The sequence below is a fragment of the Neisseria sp. Dent CA1/247 genome (genome assembly GCF_022870825.1).
Taxonomy (GTDB): domain Bacteria; phylum Pseudomonadota; class Gammaproteobacteria; order Burkholderiales; family Neisseriaceae; genus Neisseria; species Neisseria zoodegmatis.
In genome coordinates this window covers 1,094,001-1,110,876 of the sequence record NZ_CP091522.1, presented here as the reverse complement: position 1 = coordinate 1,110,876, position 16,876 = coordinate 1,094,001, and the positions used below count along the sequence as shown (strand labels likewise).

General features: G+C 54.6%; 18 protein-coding genes. All 18 read right to left on the bottom strand.

The window, feature by feature from the left end:
* Nucleotides 1-20 precede the first annotated feature (20 nt).
* Nucleotides 21-1,400 carry a cell wall metabolism sensor histidine kinase WalK gene (locus tag LVJ85_RS05405; RefSeq protein WP_244742213.1) on the bottom strand — a complete coding sequence of 460 codons (1,380 nt, stop codon included), beginning with the start codon at nt 1,398-1,400 and terminating at the stop codon, nt 21-23.
* Nucleotides 1,401-1,420: 20 nt separating this feature from the next.
* Entirely contained in the window at nt 1,421-2,098 is a 678-nt protein-coding gene (misR, locus tag LVJ85_RS05400) for a two-component system response regulator MisR (protein ID WP_085363268.1), read from the bottom strand.
* Between the two features lie 398 nt (nt 2,099-2,496).
* Nucleotides 2,497-4,851: an MMPL family transporter gene (locus LVJ85_RS05395; RefSeq protein WP_244742210.1), complete on the bottom strand. Its 2,355-nt coding sequence runs from the start codon at nt 4,849-4,851 to the stop codon at nt 2,497-2,499.
* A gap of 51 nt (nt 4,852-4,902) precedes the next feature.
* Nucleotides 4,903-5,547, bottom strand: a complete 645-nt coding sequence (locus tag LVJ85_RS05390) for a hypothetical protein (RefSeq protein WP_370686936.1) — start codon at nt 5,545-5,547, stop codon at nt 4,903-4,905.
* The gene (locus LVJ85_RS05385) at nt 5,535-6,578 is read right to left on the bottom strand and encodes a beta-ketoacyl synthase N-terminal-like domain-containing protein (RefSeq protein WP_244742204.1); all 1,044 of its coding nucleotides are present in this window, start codon (nt 6,576-6,578) and stop codon (nt 5,535-5,537) included. The genes LVJ85_RS05390 and LVJ85_RS05385 overlap by 13 nt, the downstream gene beginning before the upstream one ends.
* Nucleotides 6,575-6,865: an acyl carrier protein gene (locus LVJ85_RS05380; RefSeq protein WP_244742201.1), complete on the bottom strand. Its 291-nt coding sequence runs from the start codon at nt 6,863-6,865 to the stop codon at nt 6,575-6,577. Before LVJ85_RS05380 ends, LVJ85_RS05385 begins: the two co-directional genes overlap by 4 nt.
* 92 nt (nt 6,866-6,957) lie before the next feature.
* Nucleotides 6,958-8,211 carry an ABC transporter permease gene (locus LVJ85_RS05375; RefSeq protein WP_244742198.1) on the bottom strand — a complete coding sequence of 418 codons (1,254 nt, stop codon included), beginning with the start codon at nt 8,209-8,211 and terminating at the stop codon, nt 6,958-6,960.
* Nucleotides 8,208-9,098: an ABC transporter ATP-binding protein gene (locus LVJ85_RS05370; RefSeq protein WP_244742195.1), complete on the bottom strand. Its 891-nt coding sequence runs from the start codon at nt 9,096-9,098 to the stop codon at nt 8,208-8,210. The genes LVJ85_RS05375 and LVJ85_RS05370 overlap by 4 nt, the downstream gene beginning before the upstream one ends.
* Before the next feature lie 29 nt (nt 9,099-9,127).
* Nucleotides 9,128-10,117 carry a BtrH N-terminal domain-containing protein gene (locus LVJ85_RS05365; RefSeq protein ID WP_085363260.1) on the bottom strand — a complete coding sequence of 330 codons (990 nt, stop codon included), beginning with the start codon at nt 10,115-10,117 and terminating at the stop codon, nt 9,128-9,130.
* Nucleotides 10,118-10,209: 92 nt separating this feature from the next.
* The gene (locus LVJ85_RS05360; protein ID WP_244742191.1) at nt 10,210-10,632 is read right to left on the bottom strand and encodes a hypothetical protein; all 423 of its coding nucleotides are present in this window, start codon (nt 10,630-10,632) and stop codon (nt 10,210-10,212) included.
* A 2-nt stretch (nt 10,633-10,634) separates the two neighbouring features.
* The gene (locus LVJ85_RS05355; RefSeq protein WP_244742189.1) at nt 10,635-11,804 is read right to left on the bottom strand and encodes a beta-ketoacyl-ACP synthase III; all 1,170 of its coding nucleotides are present in this window, start codon (nt 11,802-11,804) and stop codon (nt 10,635-10,637) included.
* 36 nt (nt 11,805-11,840) lie between these two features.
* A complete protein-coding gene (locus LVJ85_RS05350; RefSeq protein ID WP_244742186.1) occupies nt 11,841-12,752 on the bottom strand; it encodes a dialkylrecorsinol condensing enzyme in 912 nt (303 codons plus the stop codon).
* Between the two features lie 252 nt (nt 12,753-13,004).
* Complete coding sequence (locus tag LVJ85_RS05345) at nt 13,005-13,598, bottom strand: outer membrane lipoprotein carrier protein LolA (RefSeq protein WP_085363257.1); 594 nt, start codon at nt 13,596-13,598, stop codon at nt 13,005-13,007.
* Nucleotides 13,599-13,613: 15 nt separating this feature from the next.
* On the bottom strand, nt 13,614-14,342 hold the full coding sequence (locus LVJ85_RS05340) for a nitroreductase family protein (protein ID WP_244742184.1): 729 nt from the start codon (nt 14,340-14,342) through the stop codon (nt 13,614-13,616).
* Between the two features lie 43 nt (nt 14,343-14,385).
* Nucleotides 14,386-14,823: a thioesterase family protein gene (locus tag LVJ85_RS05335; protein ID WP_085363255.1), complete on the bottom strand. Its 438-nt coding sequence runs from the start codon at nt 14,821-14,823 to the stop codon at nt 14,386-14,388.
* A complete protein-coding gene (locus LVJ85_RS05330; protein ID WP_244742182.1) occupies nt 14,816-15,760 on the bottom strand; it encodes a glycosyl transferase family 2 in 945 nt (314 codons plus the stop codon). Before LVJ85_RS05330 ends, LVJ85_RS05335 begins: the two co-directional genes overlap by 8 nt.
* 16 nt (nt 15,761-15,776) lie before the next feature.
* Complete coding sequence (locus tag LVJ85_RS05325) at nt 15,777-16,493, bottom strand: glycosyltransferase family 2 protein (protein WP_244742179.1); 717 nt, start codon at nt 16,491-16,493, stop codon at nt 15,777-15,779.
* A 30-nt stretch (nt 16,494-16,523) separates the two neighbouring features.
* Complete coding sequence (locus LVJ85_RS05320) at nt 16,524-16,826, bottom strand: excalibur calcium-binding domain-containing protein (RefSeq protein WP_244742177.1); 303 nt, start codon at nt 16,824-16,826, stop codon at nt 16,524-16,526.
* Nucleotides 16,827-16,876: the final 50 nt, after the last annotated feature.

Genomic DNA, 16,876 nt, shown 5'->3' with positions numbered 1-16,876 from the left:
CTCAAGGCTCCGTTTTTGTGTTAGCAATTGCTCTTCTTAGGCAGAATAAAGCGCATTTTCAAACCGTTGGGCTTAACGTTTTCCGCAATAATCTTACCATTGTGCTGATTCACAATATGTTTGGTAATTGCCAATCCCAAACCCGTACCCGGCTTGCTGGCACTACTGTCCGCCCGGTAAAAGGCCGTAAAAATATGCGGCAACTGCATTTCATCGACACCCGGGCCGTTGTCGATAACGTCAATCACCCAATTTTTAGTATCCTGACATAACTTGACCTTAATCGTGCTGCCTTCCGGGCTGTATGCCATAGCATTGCGTATTACATTGTCGAAAGCACGGTAGAGGAAGCCTTCGTTAGCCATAATAACTGCGCTGTCGGTAACTTTTTCCACCTCCAAGCTCACAGTTTGATGGTTTTGCAGTGCAACGGCCTGGCTGTCTTCAACCAATTGTTTGAAAAACGGCAACATCGCCAAATTGTCTTTTTCCAAAGGCATGTTAGACGTTTCCAAACGCGACAAGGTCAGCAATTCGCCCACCAGCGTATCCATACGTGTCAGCTCGCCTTCAAGACGTTTGAGGTATTGTTCCTGCTTTTGCGGCTGCGATTGAATCAACCCCACAATCGCCTGCATCCGCGCCAACGGGGAACGCATCTCATGCGAAACGTGATGCAACAAGTGGCGCTCTTTCGCTACAAGCTGCTCCAACTGCACCGCCATTTTGTCGAACAATACCGCCAGTTGCGACAATTCATCATCACGATCATCCATCTGCTGGGAAATGCGGGTATCCAAATCGCCCGAAGCCAAGCGGTTCATACCGAAACCGAGAATGCGGATGGGTTTGGTAATGTTGTTGGTCAGGATATAAGCCAACAGCAAACCGACCAAAATAATGAACGACAAGATGATAAATTCGTGCCAAATCGGGGCAAGCTCCAATCCGGGGATAAACAGCGGGCTGGGTAAACGCTGGACTTGCTGATTGTCCCAATTGCGGATGAAAAACAGGTATTCCTCACCCCAGCGGTCATACTCTATGCGGGCGAGATCCGAATTGGGGTTCGATATGGCAAATTTGCGCGCATTGGCTATCATTTCCGAGTCAATCGGACGCTCCAAAATATCCTGTTCGTCGTCACCCGTAATCACAAGCACATTATGCGCAACCGGATTGTCTTTCCATTCGGTCAGAATTTCATTGGCACCCTGCTCGCCCCTCGCTCTGAATGCAGAAACAATGCTGTTCATCAGCGTGGTTTCTATCGTGCGCCGCTGCTGGAACTGGTTTTCGGCAATGGTATTTTGCACCAACCAGAAAGAAAAACTCGCCACGAATATTGCGCAGATAATCACTGCGCAAAACGTGGCGAATATGCGTTGAAACAGTTTCATTTAGCTGTTTTATCTTTTCATCAGTTTTTCACAAACAAATAACCCAAACCGCGTACAGTCTGAATCAGAGAAGCATCGCCCAATTTGTGACGGATGCTGGAAATATGTACGTCAATACTGCGGTCGAATTTGGCAAGTTTGCGGTCAAGCGCTTCTACCGACAAGGTTTCTTTGCTCACCACCTGACCGGCATGACGCATCAGCACTTCCAATAAGTTGAACTCGGTACTGGTCAGCTCCAGAGGCACATCTTTGATGGTGGCTTGGCGTTTGGCCGGATACAGCACCACATCGCTCACCGAAATACTGTTGGGGCTGGCGCTTTGCTCGCCGGATTGTTGGGCACGGCGCAGAATGGCATTGATACGGGCCAGCAACTCGCGCGGCGTGCAAGGCTTCGGCACATAGTCGTCGGCGCCCATTTCCAAACCGATAATGCGGTCGATATCGTCGCCTTTGGCGGTGAGCATGATAATCGGCACGGTGCTTTGGTTGCGCACGTTTTTCAATACATCCAAGCCGTTCATTTTCGGCATCATCGAATCCAGTACGACTACATCGTACTGGCCGGATAAGATTTCCTGCACGCCGGCTTCGCCGTCGGGCACGCTGTGTACATTTAAACCCTCTGCCGTTAGGTATTCGGTTAACAGCTCGGTTAACAGAGCATCATCATCTACCAATAATACGCGACTCATGGTTGGTCCTTTATACGGTTATAGTGGGTGGCTGCGCTTTTGCAGATTATGCAGCCTCAATGGATGAATCTTAACATGCAAATCTAATCCGTTATAGCACTTGCTTCTATGCTTTTGCGCTTTTTTGCAATGGCAACAACGGTCTTTACAATTCGTTTTGCATACCGGTTGAGTTTTGAAAACGGTATGTTTTTGGAACTTATGTTAAGAATGAAAGATGGTTTGTTTAATTCAGGCCGTCTGAAAATTTTTTCACTTACAAAGGCATATTGCATTCTGTCTTTCATATCGGTTGCAACTCAGGGAAATATTTTCAGACGGCCTTTTTATTCAAGATGGTTCTTTTTGCCAAACTTTCAAGCCATGCGGGCGTGTTTACATTTCAAACGCATGAAAACTCAGCTGACTTTGTGTTCTTCCAGCAGCCACGCCGACAGCCACAGGTTCAACACCACGCCCACGGCCACGGTTAATCCGAAAGCGGCGACGGCGGGCGTGCCGCTCATGCCGAGCAAAACAAAAGAAATGCCGGTGGTAAGCGCAGCCAAAAGCATGCCGCCCAAGCGTGCAGGTGCGGAATGTTTGGCGGCAACGGCATAAACGGCGTAATCGACGCCGATGGCGGAAACCAACAGCAAACCGAACATGGCAAACAGGCTTACCGGTACGCCCAACCAGCCCAACACGGCTACAGAGCCGACCGCCGCCGCCAAAGGCACGGCAAGAATTTTGATACCGCGCTTAGTACCGAACATGCGCCACAGCAACAGCCACGCCAGCGCGTACGAAGCGAGTTTCAGCCAAGCCGCCTGATTGCGGGTGGCGTGAAACAATTCGTTTAAGTGCGCACGTTTGTCCACCCAATGCACGCCCTTTATGCCCTGTGTGGCCGTCTGAACCGCAACCGGATCACTCAAGCCGTTTAAACGGACAACCGAAGCAAACCGCCCTTGCTCCGCTTCGCCGAGATACAAAGGCCGCCAAGCCTCCGCCAGATCGGGCTTGAGGCCGTCTGAAAGCGTGAGTGCGGGCATTTGCGCAGCTTGGTTTAAGGCTTGGCGCATAGTGTTGCGCGGCACGCCGATGTCGTGCATGGCCTGCCACGCATCGGGCAATCTGGCCAATTCGCGCAAACGGTTTTGCAGTTTTTGCTGCTCGGCCACGGGCAGCAGCCATTGGTCGAGCGACTGCACGCCACCCAATTTTTGCTGTGCAATAAGCGGCTGCAATGCGCGGCGGACTTCGGCGTTTTTCTGTAAAAGCGCATCTTCGCTTTCGGCTTCGACCACCAAATATTGACCGCTGAAATCGGTGCCGGACAACACGCCGATTTGCCGCGCTTCGGCCAGCATTTCAGACGGCATGTTGACCCATTGGCGGATATCGTCGCGCCAGTCGCTGCGCCACAATCCCACCGCGAGAAAAATACTGCCCACAATCCACCAGCCGCGGCGGTGCAGGCGTTTTTTGACCCGTGCCGACACCTCGCCCAGCTTTTCCACCCAGCCGGCAAAGGGAACGTCTTTCACGGGATAACGTGCAAACAAAACGGGCAGCCACAACACGGTTGCGCCAAATGCGCCCAGCAGCGCAAAGCCTGAAAACACGGCGGTTTGTCGCAACACCGGCAGCGGCGTGAACCATAAAAACGCATAGCCTGTTACCGTGATAAACAGGCTCACCGCAAAAGTCGGCATCACATGGCGCATGGCGGAAGCAGGCTGCCACGAGCCGTCTGAAAGCGCGTGGTATTCGCTTTCCGAACGGCGGAACACCGACGGCGCCAGCCAATGCAGCGGGAAATCGACCAGCATCCCCACCAAGCTCGTGCCGATCACAATCGTGAGGATGTGCACTTCGCCGAACACCAACAACGCCGCCGCCAGCCCCGTCAACATGCCTGCCGCCAGCGGCACCGTCAGCCAAAACACGCGCGCACTGCGGAACACCCACAGCAGCAGCGCAAAAGTGAGCAGCAAGCCGGCAGCGCTCATCAGTTTACTTTCACGCTGGGCTTGCGCTTTGGCGGCAGCAGCAAACACCGCACCGCCCGCACTTAAAGTATCAACCTTGCGCTCCGCCGCCAGCTTTCGGCTCGTTTCCAACAGCGGCAGCAATCCTTCGCTGGCGTTGGCAACATGATTGGCCTCGGGCAATCTGCCGCGCAGCACTACCCACGTTTTTCCCTGTTCGTCTTCGGTAAACAGCATGCCGTTGTCGGCATTCCACTGCAAACGGCTCTGCGGGCGGGCGCGTTCGGTTACAAAACGGCCGAAGCCCAGCCAATCTTGCTCCAGCGATAAAGGAGAAGGCGCGGCAAAGGGGTTTACCGCCGCCTCTGCACGCGCCTGAAAATAGTGTTTGGGCTGCTCAAACAGCAAACGCTGCTGTTCAGACGGCATCACCGCCAGCCCCAGCTTTTGGATATCCGCACGCACCTGCGCCAAATCGGGCGTGATGCTGCTGTCCACTTCGGCAAACACGCCGCTTTGCCGCCACTGCCCGGCAATATCCGAGGCCGTCTGAAACGCCGTTTCCGCATCGCTGCTTCCGGCCAACATCACCACTTGCGAATTAAGCTGCTTTTCGTTGGCCGCATCCGCCGCCAGCAACAGCGCGTCGGGCTGCTCTTCCTGCGGCAGCAGCGCGGTCAAATCGGTTTGCAGCCAAGACGTTGCGGCGAAGCTGTACAGCAGAAAACCGAGCAGTAAAACCATCAGCGCGGTGTAAGTGCGTCGGATTGAAGCGAGCATGGAAACTCCTTATGGCTGTGGAAATGGATATTTTATGGGGCGGCAAATCGTTTAGAGTACGTTCAAACGGTTTAACCAATCGGCAACACCCTGCCAATAATAGCAGTTTTCAGACGGCCTGCTGATGCCGTCTGAAACGCCAAGCGTCAGCTCCGCGCCGTTTTGCCCTCCGCGCTCCAGCAATATCCAAATGCTGCCTTCCTGAAGCTGCTCCGATTGCGGCGGCTGCTCGTAACACCAGCCGACGGCAATCTGCTGCCCTACATTCAGGCTGTTGGCGGCCAGTTGCACGATTTGGTGCCATGACTCGGGGCGGTTGTCGGCGGCAATCACCAGTGATGCGCCGCCAGTGCCGAGCGCCTGCGCGGTGTGGAATGCGGGGGCGTTGTGCAGATTGGCGATAAAATCAAACGGCATGGCCACATGGTGATTAAGCACGTTGTCGGCCATTTTCTCAAACAGCGACGGCGAAAAAAACGGTGTGGCCGCATAAACGGCGCAATCGGGTTTGATTTCCGCCCGTTCGCGCAGCAGGCAGCCGCCGAGCGCGGCGATCAGGCTGAGGCGGCTGAGGCGGCGGGCGTCGATGCCGGTTTGCGTTTGCAGCTGCTGTTTGAGTGTTTTGAGCGCGACCGTCGCTTCGGTGTCGAAACGCACGGCAGCAGTGATGTTTACAGAGGGATTTATTTTGTCCATTGCCATACCATCGCGGTGTTGCTGCCGCCGAAGCCGAAGTGGTTGCTCAAATAATGGCCGTCTGAAAAAGCGACGGGATTGCCGTTAAGGTCTTGCCCGCCGCCTTGCTGCAAAGCTTCGGCCAGCAGCGCAGTTTCCAATGCCGTGCTGGCGCCGAGGGTGTGACCGATGCGCGGTTTAAATGCCAACAGCGGCGGCAATGTGCCGAACAGTTGCTGCAAGGCTTGAAGCTCGGCGGCATCGCTGTCTTGCGTGCCGATGCCGTGCGTTTTCACCGCGCAGATGTGTTCGGGGGAAATCTGTGCGGCAGCCAAAGCGCGGTGGATGACTTCAGCTTGGGCAAGGCTGTCGCTTTGGACGGCGCTGGCGGTGGCTGTGTTGGCGGCATGTGCGACCAAATGCAAAGCCGATGCGCTTTGAGGTACAGACGAACACGCCAGCGCGGCAATGCCTTCGCCCAACATCAGGCCGTTGCCGCCGAAAGGCCGGTAATCGTCGGTAAACAAGCCCAAGCTGTGAAAATGCAGCAGCGTCAGGCGGTTGAGGCTTTCCAGCCCGAGCACAAACGCGCACGGATGCAAGCCGCTGCGCAACCAGTTGTCAGCCTGAATCAAAGCGTGGGCAGATGATGTGCAGGCTGTGGCGAAGCTGAAAATGTTCGGATTGCCGCTGCGTTTTTGCAGGTCGCGGGCGAGAAGAAGCAGGGAATATGTGTCTTCGTTGTGCCCGTTTTGGTCGGGGTGGCGGTTTTCGTATTCTGACATCAAATAAGAACTCGAGCCGATAAACACGGGCATTTCGTGCCAACTTTCAGACGGCCACCCTGCCCGTTCGGCGGCTTGGCGCAAATGCTGTTCGGCCAGTGCCACCATTTCGGCGCGGCTCAGGCTGTCGTTGGAAAATGCGCGGAAATACTTGGCCTGCTGCGCTTGCTGCAAAAAGGTAAAACCAACCGTTGCGGGTTGGTTGGTGCTGCATCCGGCTTGCGGCTGCTGTGCGGAAGTGGCCGCCAGCCCGCACACATACATCATGCGCCGTGCTCCGCGCGCACGAAGGCCGCCAAATCGCGCACGGTCATCATGTGTTTGCGCACCATGCGGTCGCCTTGCAAGCGCACTTGGAAATGCTGTTGCAAAGCGACGGTGATTTGCAGCGCGTCGAGCGAATCCAAATCAACATTGCTCTGCCCGCCGAACAGCACGGCATCGTCGGCAAAATCGGCCAAATCAATGCTGTCGGCTTTGTCGGATTCTTGCAGAATCAGTTTTTTCAGCTCGGCTTCGAGCGCGCCCGGTGCCAGAGTAAAAGTGTAAGACATGGTGTTCTTTCGGTATTCGGTATGTGTTTCAGGCCGTCTGAAACGTTTTGGCAAAACTCGCAAAGCTCGGTTTCAGACGGCCTCGCTATCGGTTAAAACCGCACTTGCGTTTGCAGCTGCCTTCTGTACAGCAACACCGCCAGCACAAGCGTAACAGCGGCAAAAGCGGCCAATAATTGCAGATAAAGCGTGATGCCGTCCAAACCGCTGCGGTTGAGCAGCAATTCTTGAAAGGCTTTCAGCCCCCACGACATCGGCGACACCCAAGCGGCCTGCTGCATGGCTTCGGGCATCACATGGGCGGGCACCATAATGCCGCCGATGGCCGCCATCAGAATCACGCCGCCGCCGCCCAACACCACCGCGTGTTCGGTCGATTTCGCCACCACGCTCACCAGCAGCGCATAACCCAAAGCCGCCGCGCTCACCGCCGCCGACAGCAAAACATAAGGCCACAGGCTGCCGTTCAACATCAAAGCGGGCACGCCGATTTGCGGCAGCAGATAGCGGCCGAGCAGCAGCATACCGGCAAACTGCAACTGGTTAATCAGAAAATACGGCACCAACTTGGCGGCAATCAGCCCCGCCGCTCCTGCGCGGGCAAGGCGCAGGCGGGTGATGGTGTTGGTTTGGCGCTCCAAAGCCATCACGTTCGACAACGGTATCATAATGAAAAACATACCGAAAATCAGCCATGCCGGTACGCTGTGCTGCACGGCGTTCGGCTTGGACACCGCACCGCCCTGCACGGTCAGATAATGTTCTTTAAGCATGGGCTGCTTCAGAAAATCGCTGACAACGGCAAACTGCTCGGCGTTTTTTTCATCCACTTTTTTCTGAATGCTGTCGCGGATTTTTTTCGGCAACTGCTTGTTATCCACGGTGATGCCGGTGCCGCCGTCGAAATAAGCATTCAGGCGCGTTTCGGTGTAGTGCTGCTGTAAAACGCCTTTCACCGCCGCCAGCCAAGAAGGCTCGGTGTCGGGCGGCACATAAATATCCAGCGCACGGCTGTCGGCAAGCGCGTCGGAAGCGGCGTTGGGATTGTGCAGCACCAGTTGGAAACGCTTGTCGTGCAAACCTTGCTGCGCGTCTTTGAGTTTTTCAGACGGCATCAGGCTCACCTGCATGTTTTCCTTCTGCAAAGCGGCGGCAAAAGCAGTGTTGACTTTATCTTCTGCCACGCCCACCAAAGCAATGCGGCTGTCGGTATGCGGGTCTTCGTCGCGGCTCAGGGCCAGCGACATAATCAGCATAAACGCCACGGGCATCACAAACAGCACGGCCAAACCGTGCAGATCGCGGCTTAAGAGTTTGAGTTCTTTGATTAAAGAGGCGGCAATCATGCGGCTTCTCCGCGCAGAAAATCAAGGTAAAACGCCTCCAGCGAACCGTGCCCCTGCTGGAAATAACGGATATCCGTGCCGCTTTGCTGCAAGATTTCATACACCTCGGCCGGCGCGCGCGCGGTTTCCATCATCCCGCGACCGTCAACAGCTTCGGCTTGCAGCAATACCAGCGTTTCAGACGGCAGCGGCGGTTCGGTAATAAAACGTACCCGTTGCGCCTGCGCCGCCAATAGCTCGTCCAACGCTCCCTGATAAACCAAGCGGCCTTGCTGCAACAGCGCGATTTTGCTGCACAACTGCTCGATTTCGGGCAGATAGTGGGACGTATAAACAACAGTTACGCCGTTGCGCGTCAGTTCCGCCACGCTGTCGAGAATAAAGCGGCGCGACTGCGGGTCGATGCCGACGGTGATTTCGTCCAAAAACACCAGTTCGGGCGCATTAATCAGGCCGATGGCGAAATTCAAACGGCGTTTGAGGCCGCCCGAAAGATGCTTCGCCGCCTTGTTTTTGTGCTCGGTAAGGCCGGTTTGCTCCAGCAGCGTTTTCAGACGGCCTTTGTCGCGCATTTTATATAGAGATGCGAAAAACAGCAGGTTGTCCCACACCGAAAGCTGCGGATAAAACGCAAAATCCTGCGGCACCAGCCCGATTTTCTGCCGCTCCGCCCGGCTCAAACGGCGGATGGGTTTGCCGTTAAACAAAATCTCGCCGCGCTGCACGTCTTGCAACCCGGCCAGCAGCGACATCAGCGTGGTTTTGCCCGCGCCGTTGTGCCCGAGCAAACCCCAACATTCGCCCGCAGCAATATCAAGCGAAACATCCGCCAACGCGTCGGCATCGGCGGCAGGATAGCGGTGTGAAAGAGATTGGATGTGGATCATAAGTATCGGATTTTCAGACGGCCTGTTGGTTAAGATTTCAAACTACGCCACAAGGCTTCTTCCTTATCGGCAATCCCGCGCAGAAAGTCGGCAATCTCGCGGCATCCGTTTTCAGACGGCTTCTTACACTGCTTCACGCACTTGGCGGCAAACATTCGCCAGTCGTCGCCGATGGCGGTGAGCTGCTCGGAGGCCGTCTGAAAACGGGATTCGCCGCAAACTTCGGCGGCCTGCTCGAGAAAATAGGCGTAAATGTAGCGGAAGCCTGCGCCGCCTGTGCCGATTTCTTCCTGCATGCGCACGAGATGGCCGAGAAAGAGCTGTTGGTATTTGGCAGATTGTTTGCGCGGCAGGGATTCTATTTTTTTCGCCACGGTGCGTATGCCTTTCACGCCGGCGAAAAATACCGGGGCGAGCATGTGTTTGGCGTTTTTGCGGATAGCAGTACGAATCAGCGCGGGCAGTTCGGCCTGAGCGTTTTCAGACGGCCTATTGTGCAGGGTGTACATCATGCCTTTGGCCGCCAATGCGCCTTTGGCAAAACGGGCGCGCTGCAAGTCTTCGGCAGCGCAGCGCTGCACGGTTTCAAACACGGGGTCGCTGATGAGATAGTCGCCGCCCTCTTTGCCGTACACCAACAAATTGTGCGCGTTGAAATGAAAACGCATATGCGGCGGAAAGTAAGGCAGCCAGAATACGGAAGTCTGCAAACCGGCCAAACGGCCTTGCGACAACGCTTCATCCAACGCTGCCTGCCCTTCCTGCTCGCTCGAAAACTTGCGGATATCCAGCTTGAGATTCAACGCTTTGCAGGTGTTTTTGATGATACTGCGCGGCACGGTGCGGTAGGATACGAGCGGCATGCCCGCCAGTTTCACAACCGGCAGATACACAAAAGAAAGCCCGTGCGCCAAGCCGAAAACCATGGCTTCGTTGAGCGGCAGGCCGTGGTAGTTCAGCAGCGTGGACATGACGCCGCTTTCGCAATGGGCGGTATGTTGGTGGGGAAAATCGGTCATAGGGTTTTGGGGTTGAGGCCGTCTGAAATTGAGCATTGCGGGTTTCTCAAAAGCTGTTTCAGACGGCATGTCATGGTCAATACGTTAGATCATTAAGTTGGGGCTTTGTGTATCGGCGAACCGGCCTCGGCACTTTTCAACTCTTCAATGCCAATACACAAAGCATCGGCGTACTTGCGCAAGGTTTTCTCCGGCAATTTGGCAAACACCTCGGGGCGCAAGTGGCGGCGCAACTGCCATTTCCACACGCCCGCCGCCATCGCCAAACTGGTTTCGTCGTGGCGGAAGCGGAACATATGGTAATACAGCGGCGAATATGCGCCTTGTGCCACAGCTTCGCGCGCGGCTTCGGTTTGCTGTTCCAACTCCAACACCGCCATTTCGGTGGCGTAGGATTCTTCCTGCCAGCCGGTGCTGGTGGCGGCTTCGTAGTGGCCGTTGCGCGTGCCGTAAATGATTTTGCGCTGGCCGTGATACGACTTGCTGTTGTCTTGCGGAATATCTTCAACTTCCATTTTCAGACGGCCTTTACTGCTTCCAAGAGCATGAAACAAGTGGAAAAACGCCCGCTTTCGGGAATATAGCACAAGATTTTCTGGCCGTTTTCCAGCGGGAAAGTACGCATAAATTCTTCCAGAATAATGTAAATCGACGCCGAGCCGGTGTTGCCTTTGCTGTGCAGGTTGGTAAACCATTTTTCCTGCGGAATGGCAAAGCCGATGTTTTCCAGCCCTGCCGCCACTTTGTAGCGGAAAAAGCCTGAAGAATAATGCGGCAGAAACCAATCGATCTCTTCCGCCGTCAGCTTGCGTTTGGCGGCAATCTGCGCCAAAGGCTTTTCAACGGTGTAGCGGATAATGTTTTCATTGAGCAGCTTCACATCCTGCTTAACCGCCATCAGGCTGTTTTGGCGGCAGTAGTTTTGGTCGAACGCTTTCCAGCCTTGAAAGAGGCCGTCTGAAATTTCTGCGCCCGCATACATGCAGGCGGGCATTTCGTTTGCGTAGGAAAGCAGCTCTATCCAATGGATTTTAAAGCTTAATCCCGACGGGTTCGGGCGGTTGCTCACATGCACGGCACCGGCGCCGTCCGACAGCATCCAGCGCAAAAAGTCTTTTTCAAAGCCGATTTCAGGCTTGGCGTTTTCCAGCTTTTTGTAATCGGTTTCGCTTTGGAACACTTCGCCGCGCATGATGGCGGAAGCGGCTTCGGAAGCGGCGGCCACGGCATCGCTATGCTCGCCCGTGCGCACGGCGTTGTAAGCGTGTTTCATCGCCGTCATACCCGCCACACACACGCCGGAAGTGGTCAGCACTTCGCAGGCGGGAATCTCAGGCAGCAGGCCGTGCACCATCACGCCGTGGCCGGGCATCACTTGGTCGGGATAGGAAGTCGCGCACACCAAGCTGCCGATGTTTTCGGGTTCGACACCTTGCGCAAACAGCTGCTTCACCGCTTCCGCCGCGAGTTCGGCATTGGTATGCGTTGCCGCGCGCGTTGCCGGGTCGATGGCGTAATGGCGCGTTTCGATGGCGTTGGAACGCAAAATCATTTTCCGCACGCGCGAAGGCAGCCCGCCCGCCATGCCGAGCACGGCTTCCATGTCGTCATTGCCGACTGCTTCATTGGGCAAAAAAGCGGCAATGCGGTTGATGTAAACGTCGTTGAGAGTGTGGTTTGGGTTCATATAGCGATATTAACTCATCAATATTTTCAGACGGCCTCATTCTCCCGAAGGCAGGCTGTAATAATGTTTTTGCCTTTCCAGCCACGGGCGCAGCAACGGCCTGAGCAGCTGCTTCAGCAAAGCGGTAATCGGCACCACGGTCAAAATCAGGGTAATCAGAAAAACGATGTACACGCCGAGCAGCACGCGGCGCACAAGCGGCGATACTCGCCCTGCCGCCATCAGCAGCTTGCCCCACAGATAAAAACTGCGGGAAGCGGCTTTTTCGCTGAAAATCAGTTTTTCGTTTACTTTTACCGCGTTCATGCCGTGAAAAATACCGCTGTCTAAAGGCCGGTTTTCCATCAAAACATCACGCAGTTTTGCGCCGAAACGCGCACCGTCGGCCAACTGTTCGGGCGCGATACCGGCAGCAGGCAGCGAACGGAAATACTGCCTGTCGCCCGTGAGCATCCACGCCGGTGTGGTAATGAAACTGGCGGCGCTGCTGCACGCATCAATTTTTACGATGTTCCCGATCAGCTTCGCGCCGTTGCGCGCCAACAGCATTTTCATTTTTTCCTGCGCCGCCAACCACATATTGCGGCAGCCGATAAGCGTAATCACGGGTTTGTCGCGCAACAGCCGCTGCGTTTCGGGGCGCTGCAAAAATGCGGTAATCGGTTGGGCGGGCGACAAAAACCACACCGTATAGGCAATCACAACCGCATCGTAATCGGTGTGCGGGATATCGGGCTGCTCAATCGGGGCGGGCTTTAAGTGGACGGTTTCGGGAAAGGTATCGAAAAACCGCCAAAACGGCCACGGAAACGGATAAGGCTGCTGAGGCCGGATATTGACGCAATCCACGTGAATACTGCCGCTTTGTTGCAGCGGCTCGATAAAATGTTGCGCCAACCGGCTCAGCTGGCCGGTTTGCGAGTAATACACCAGCAAAACTTTTTTCACATCAGATGCCATTTTCAACGATACACAAGGCTTATTCTTAAAATTTAACTACATATTTTAACCGAATTAACGCCTGAGCTTACGGTTATTTTTCCCCTGCCTGATTTTTTCTGATGAAATATGTCGTGAATATATAGGGAGATAGCTCCACAAGGCTGTGTGCATCGGCACTAGAGCAGTATCTCTACAAACTTAATGATGCCGTCTGAAAACCTGTTCAGACGGCATCATCATAAGCAAGCCGGGTTTGGTTTACAGCGCCTGCTTGGCAAAAGCATCCAATTCTTTGCCGGTTTGAATCTGGTTAAACTGCATCACCGTGCGGTCGCCCTGCTTTTCGTGCAGTTCGATACGGCGCACAACAGTATCGCCGCTGATGTCGATGTGGTTGAAAATCTGCTTCATCAGCGCGGTTTTCGGGTCTAAACGCAGCGTCCATTTCTGTTGGGTGCCGGAAAGTTTGAGCGTAAACTGTTTTTCCAGCCCTTGCGCATTGCCGCCGAGCAAATCGAGAAACAGGCGGATTTGCTGTGCCTGACCGCTCATTTTGCTCGGATTGGCTGCCGCCCAGCTTTTGCCGTTCCACTGCATGATGCCGTCTGAACGCACGCGCAGGCGGTTGTCAAACGGCTTTTGCATGTGCCACAGCAAACCGCGCTTGGGAATCAACACGAATTGGCCTTGGGTTGTCATCGGTTTGTTGAGCGATTTGAGGTAACGCTGCTGCGTAAACGCGCCTTGCACGTTGTCGGGCTTTTGCAGGGTTTGGGAAAGCTCTGCGGTCGAAAACGCCCAGAGCAGCGGGCTGCACACGGTTAATGCGGCAGCAAGTATCAGTTTTTTCATCAGTTTCTTTCTATCTTAAATTTCACGGTAAACGCTTTCAAACGGCAGGCGGAAGCGTTCGCCCCAAATGCCGCGGCCTTCTTTGCGTATGCCGCAGGAAACAATCATGTTGATTTCCGCGCCGCGCGGCAAATTGAGGATGCGCTTCACCATGTGGCTGTCCAGCCCTTCCAGCGGGCAAGTGTCGTAGCCTTGCTCGGCCATGGCCAGCATAAAGGTTTGCGCCGCCAAGCCGCAGCTTTTGTGCACAACAGTACGCACATCGGCTTCGGATACGTCTACCACAATCGGGCGGAACAGGCCGGCGCTGCGGGCAATGATTTGGCGCAACAAGCCAACCAAGCCGAAAAAGCGTGCATAGATAAACGGCATCAGTTTGCCATAATAAAACTCAGTGTTTTTCAGACGGCCTGCCACTTTTTCGGGCGGGCTTGTGCGGCTGATGTTGCCGCGCTGGAACGCCAACACGGCACGCGCACGCTCGCGGTACAAATCTTGGCGAACCGCAAACACCACCATCTGCGGCGCCGTACTTGCCGCGCCCTGCCCCAAACAGGCTTCCGAAAGCTGCTTCAATACGGCTTGGTCGGTGATGTGGTAAAACTCGTAAAGCTGCATATTGGAGCTGCTCGGCGCAAGCTGCGCCAGCTTGAGGCATTCGCGCACTTTATCGCTATCCAGTGCTTTGTTTTCATCATAGTGGCGCACCGCACGGCGGTGATGAAGCATATCGGAAAGTGTCATGATGTTGCCCTCCTGTCTTGGCAAAGCACCGCCCGCTAAGGTTTCAGACGGCCTCAAACGTAGGATGCCGCTTCACGGCCTGCAACCAGCTTTCAGGCGTTTCAAACTGCATTTCGCCGCTCTCGAGCGACACCGCCGCCTGAGTCGTACTCGCTTTGTTGAGTTTTACGCCGCTTTCGGCATCGACAATCGTGTAATCAATGCGCAGGCAGCTTTCGATTTCCACCACCGCCAAATCCACGCGGATTTTTTGGCCGAAGCGGGCAGGCTTCACATATTTCAAGTTCATCTGCACAATCGGCCAGCTGAAACCCTGCCGGGCCATTTCGTTGTAATCGTAGCCGATTTCGCTGAGAAACGCACAACGCGCCACCTCGAGATATTTCACATAATGCCCGTGCCACACAATGTGCATGGCATCGACATCGAAAAACGGCACTTCCATTTCCGTGCTGTGGCGGCAATAAACATGTTTAGCCATGCGTTTCGTCTTTCCAAAAATCGTAAAAATTAAACCATTGCAAAGGGTTTTGCGCACATTCCCGCGCCAGCGCATCGGCAAACTGCTGCGCCGCCGCAGCAACCTCTTCATTTCGTTTGCCGCGTTTCCAATCCGCCGTGTCCAAAAAGCGGCGCAGCTTCAAATGATAACGCCCGTTTTGCTTCACACAAAAAAGCGTGTTTACCCGCGTTTTCAACAAAGCCGCCAGCAGCCACGCACCTTGCGGCATATCGGCTTTCTCGCCTAAAAAATCCGCCGCCACCGTTTTTTCACCGCGCACCGGCACACGGTCTGCCGCAATCGCCAGCCATTCGCCCGCATCAATACGTTTATTCAGCTCCATCATCAGCGAAGCATCCAAATCCGTTACCTGAATCAGCTGGATTTTATCCGCACCCGCCTTATTCAAAGCCTCGTTAAACGCCTGAGCATGGCGGCTGTGTACCAACACATTGAGGCGGAAACCTTTGTGATGCGACACCAGCGCGCGGCACACTTCTACATTGCCGAAATGCGAACACACAAAAATCTGCCCGCGCTCACCGCGCTGGTCCACCACAGCCGAAATACCGTCGGGGTCTTCCACCACCAAATCTTCATAACGGATTTTGCGCTGCCACACCGCAAAACGGTCGCACACCGCCTCGCCAAACGCCACAAACTGCCTAAACACCGGCATCTTTTCAGGCAGGCGCGTATCGGGAAAGGCCGTCTGAAGCCGCTGCTGGTAGCGCGTAATATTGCGCCGCTGCTTGGGCGAAGTGATGTAGAAATACAGCACCACAAACCAAATGCACGGGTTCATCAGAAACGCAGGCAGATATTTCACCATCAGCGTGGTAATGCCCAAAAACAGGCGGTTGCCGCGTTCGCTTTGAGCGGCCCAATGTCCGTTTGCTTTCGTATCCTTATTCATATTTTCAGACGGCCTCTCACAGCTTCCCATTCAAACGCCGCCACACCATCTCGCAAAACAATCTTGCGTGCATTTTGCTGATCAGCACATTATCGTCAAACGCGCGGAAATGCGACACGCCGCCGACTTCGTATTTCACCGGCGTTTTAATCCACACCGGTTTCACGCCGCGCCAATAGAGGCGGATAAGGATTTCCGTGTCGAAATCCATGCGGTCGCCCACCCGTTCTTCACGCACCACGGTCAGCGCGGGCGCAAGCGGATAAAGGCGGAAGCCGCACATGCCGTCTTTTATATCGGTCGAAAACGTATGCACCATATTCCAAAAATCGGTGATTTTACGCCCGTAAAGCCGCGATTTCGGCGCATCGCTGCCGTATTGCGGCCAGCCGCACACCACCGCTTCGGGGTTTGCCTGCGCCGCTTCCAACATCTTGGCCGTGTCATCCAAACAATGCTGCGCGTCGGCATCCACCTGCAAAACATGGGTATAGCCCTGCTCTTCGGCGTATTTCAACCCGGCTTTCACCGCCGCGCCTTTACCGCCGTTGACCAAGCGGTACACAACATCAATGCCGTCCTGCTCCGCCAAAGCGTCCAATACCGGTTTGCAGTCCGCCCGCGAACCGTCGTCCACAATCAGCACATCCAAGCCAAACCCGCGCATGGCTTGGGCAACTTGAGTGATGGTGGCCGGGTGATTGTAGTGGGGGATTAGGGCTAGGGTTGTCATGGATAACATTCAGGAAATAGGAAATAAAACTTAACGGCACCACTGGCTCTCGCACGGCACGCCGTCGTGGTTTCCGTCCATTTTGGTGTTGGGGCAATTCTGTAAGAAAAACTTGGCCTCTTCGCAGGAAGTCATTTGCGAACAACGCGTTCTGCCGTCGCAAGTAAATCCGCTTTTTTCTTTACGAGCTTGCTGCGATGGCAATTTTAAAGGCAGCTGTTTAGTAATGTTCGACAATACTTCCGGTTTGTTTTGCCATTGGTTATAGGCATCCTTTCCCCACAGTTGCCAAAAGCCGCCGGCAACAGCAAGCAGCAGAATGAGTTTACGCATACGCCAATCCTTTCACGTATTTTATTAATGTTAAATTATTTATATACAAC